This is a genomic window from Lactococcus sp. UBA7128, assembly GCF_002492185.1.
GTDB lineage: Bacteria > Bacillota > Bacilli > Lactobacillales > Streptococcaceae > Lactococcus > Lactococcus muris.
This window is the reverse complement of sequence record NZ_DKXK01000063.1, coordinates 1-3418: the sequence shown is the minus strand read 5'-3', so window position 1 is coordinate 3418 and position 3418 is coordinate 1. Positions and strand designations below refer to the sequence as shown.

1 protein-coding gene and 1 pseudogene are annotated in these 3418 nt (G+C 39.6%); one reads left to right on the top strand and one right to left on the bottom strand.

Features of this window, described 5'->3' with window-relative positions; all coding sequences use genetic code 11:
- The first annotated feature begins 65 nt into the window (after window positions 1-65).
- Complete coding sequence (locus tag B4H39_RS06945; protein ID WP_251424004.1) at window positions 66-2675, top strand: YfhO family protein; 2610 nt, start codon at window positions 66-68, stop codon at window positions 2673-2675.
- Window positions 2676-2820: 145 nt separating this feature from the next.
- Here B4H39_RS06945 and B4H39_RS06940 read toward each other — a convergent pair.
- Window positions 2821-3418: pseudogene (locus B4H39_RS06940) on the bottom strand (hypothetical protein); the annotation flags it as partial.

Here is a 3418-nt window from a genome sequence, read left to right as displayed (position 1 = left end):
GTCTATTTTACTTGGTTCTTTTCATAATCCAGTTTTTCTTTTACAAATTAGGTTATAATAAAAGCATGTTTGATTTTATCAAGAAAAATATTTGGTTGCTCCTAGGAAGTTTTCTTCTCCCTGTTGGATTGCTCGCGGTGGCTTTTGCCTTCCTCGGCATTTATTGGGGGAGTGATACTTCTATTCTTGCTGGCGATGCCTATCATCAGTATGTCGCTATTCACACCCTCTATCGCGATATTCTTCATAATAGTAACCTAGGATTTCTCTATACTTTCACCAATGGTTTGGGGCTCAATCTTTATGCCTTTTCGGCTTACTATATGGGGAGTTTCTTCATTCCCATTACTTATTTTTTCAATGTTCATAATATGCCTGATGCGCTCTATCTGATCACGCTTTTAAAGTTTGGTACGATTGGACTCTCTAGCTTTGTTGCATTGAAAAATATGTATAAGAAAATTCCTTCTCTCCTCATCCTTGCTCTGTCAACTTCATTTGCCCTAATGAGCTTCTTAACAAGTCAAGTGGAAATTATTATGTGGCTGGATGTCTTCATTTGGCTTCCCTTAATCATATGGGGAATGCATGCGCTGCAAGACTTTGGAAAACGTCGTCTCTATTTTATTACCTTAAGCATCTTATTTATCCAAAATTACTACTTTGGTTTTATGGTTGCTATTTTCCTCATTTTTTACTTTCTGGCGCGTTCAACATTCCAAAAATGGTCGTGGAGAAAATTTTTTGATTTTGCTCTCACCTCTGCTTTGTCTGCTTTCACAAGCTTAATTATGCTATTGCCCATGTATCTAGACTTGAAAGCAAACAATAGCCAGGCTGTCTCGCAAATAAATGCGCTCTGGACTCAGAATTCTGATCTTTTTGATCTTTTTTCTAAAAACTTCATTGGTGCCTATGACACCACACAGTACAACGCTGTACCAATGATTTATCTTGGGCTTCTGCCTCTTGTTCTTGCCCTCACTTTCTTCTTCCTCCCTCACGTCAAGTGGCGGACTAAACTTGCATTTGGTGCTTTGTTTACTCTTCTGATTGCTTCTTTCTATCTTCAATTTTTAGATTTAGCATGGCAAGGCATGCATTCGCCTAACATGTTTTTACATCGTTATGCTTTCCTCTTTTCTTTGATCATTTTACTCTTGGCTTGTGAAACGCTCACACGTTACAGGCAAGTAAAATTATGGATGCTTTTATTGCCTTTTATCTTCCTTACCTTTGCTTTTATTATCACAGCCTTGCTGGGAGGATACCCTTATATTTATGCGCTTCATGTTCTCCTTACATTACTTTTTATACTGGCTTACTTTCTGGGTGCCTTGACTTTCTTCAAAAAGTGGCTTCCTTGGCGTCCTTTACTTATTATCCTTTCTCTATTTATGGCCGCAGAGGCTGGTCTAAATACTTATTATCAGCTTTCTGGTATCAAAAGAGAATGGAATTTTGCCAGTAGAAATTATTACAATACCCAAACAGAGTTCATACAACCACTTATCGCAAATGTCCATTCTCGGACAGGCAATACCTTTGTCCGAACTGAAAATATAGCGCCTGACACTGCAAATGACGGCATGAAATATAACTATAATGCACTGTCCCAGTTTTCTTCCGTTCGTAACAGTAACTCCAGTAAAATCATGAAACTCCTAGGATTTCATGCGGATGGCACCTATCTTAACCTCCGCTATCCTGAGAATACTCTAATCATGGATTCGCTGCTTTCTATAAATTATAATATCAATCAATTTCAACCAGAAAAATATGGTTTTAAACAAATGAAGCCTTATTTATTTGAAAATAAAAATGCCCTGTCTTTAGGTATATTTGTTCAGAATGAATTTAAAGATGCGCCACTTATTGACAATAAAAAAGAATTCTTGAAAAATCAAGAGTCCTTTCTCAACCATCTGACACAGCGTGATGAAAAATATTTCACTCAGTTCTATGCAAACTCTGAAACCAGCAACAGTAATATATCAGGAAATAAAAATCAAGTTACTCTTACACGAAAATTGGGAGAAGAGGGCGGTGCTTCTGTAAGTTATGATCTTACAGCTCCTGCCCATAGTCAGATTTATCTTGAGCTTCCTAATGTGAGCTATCTCAGTCAAAATTCAAAAACAACGACGATCAGTATCAGTGCTGGTGCAAAAATCCTCCATGTTTATAATGTGAACAGCAAGAATGTCGGAAACTTTTATAATTTAGGTTACTTTGCAAAGGCTACGCCATTAAAAGTAAGTATTTCTTTTCCAGAAAATACTCAAGTTTCTTTTGGAACAACAAGGTTCTGGGCTCTGGATACAAATAAATATCAAACGGCTATCGATAGCTTGAAAAAAACAGAAGTCAAGACGGAACAAGTCAAAAATGGAATTCATCTGACTTACAAAGCAGACAGCTCTGGACAGCTCTTCCTCACACTTCCTTACGATAAAGGGTGGACTGCTAAGCTGGATGGAAAACCGGTTAAACTAGATAGGGCGCAGCAAGGTTTCATGAAACTGGACGCTCCTACAGGACAACATAAGGTAGAGCTTCAATTTTTCCCGCAAGGGCTTAAGGCTGGGCTAACTTGTTTCTTTGTTGGTATCTTTTTATTTATTGGTTATGATTTTGTAAAGCGAAAAAGCAGTATGAGGGACCAGAAACACTAAGTTGAGAGAGACTTGTAAAGTTTAAACATCAAAAAATCGCTTGTTCTTGACACGCAGGAGTGCCATGGCAAGCGATTTTTCTTTTGAGTCGACTGGTCCCTATATCTATGTTTCAGAATCTTGCATTATTATAGGGATAATTCTGTTATTGGTGAACGATGATTGCGGGGCGGACACCTCTATTCGGAGCCGCTGGACCAGTACCATAACCTGCTCCACTTAGTTGACCTTGAAGATTGTGCAAAGAAGAACCAACTAACCAAACCCTGTGACCACTCACAACACTAGGAGTGCGAAGGAGCCAACCATCATTTTCTCCCTGATCTGTTGCTCGATTAGAAAAATCAGTAAATGCCCTACCCGGTCCTGATAGACGAACTACATCTGCCAAGGAAAGTGCAAAGGCCCGCGGGGTACCGCTTGGATCAACTTGGGTTGTATCTGCCTCAACTTCTGGGAATGCATGCAGATTGGCTGTTAACCATCTATTCTGCCCCTCCCAAACGATATCAGCATCCGCCACAACTCCTGTGTCAAAGCTATCCGCTACAGGTTGAGTCATAGCTTGAACTGCTGGGTCAAGAGCAGCGTACCATGTGTTAAGGCGATTATCCTGTTGGAAAACACCTTCTCCAAGGAAAGAGTCATTCCGAATAATCAGATGATTCCCACTACTCATATTCTCCAAATAGCGGTACTGCTCCCCAGCCATAGTAAAAATGGTCCCCGGTGCCATGATGCTA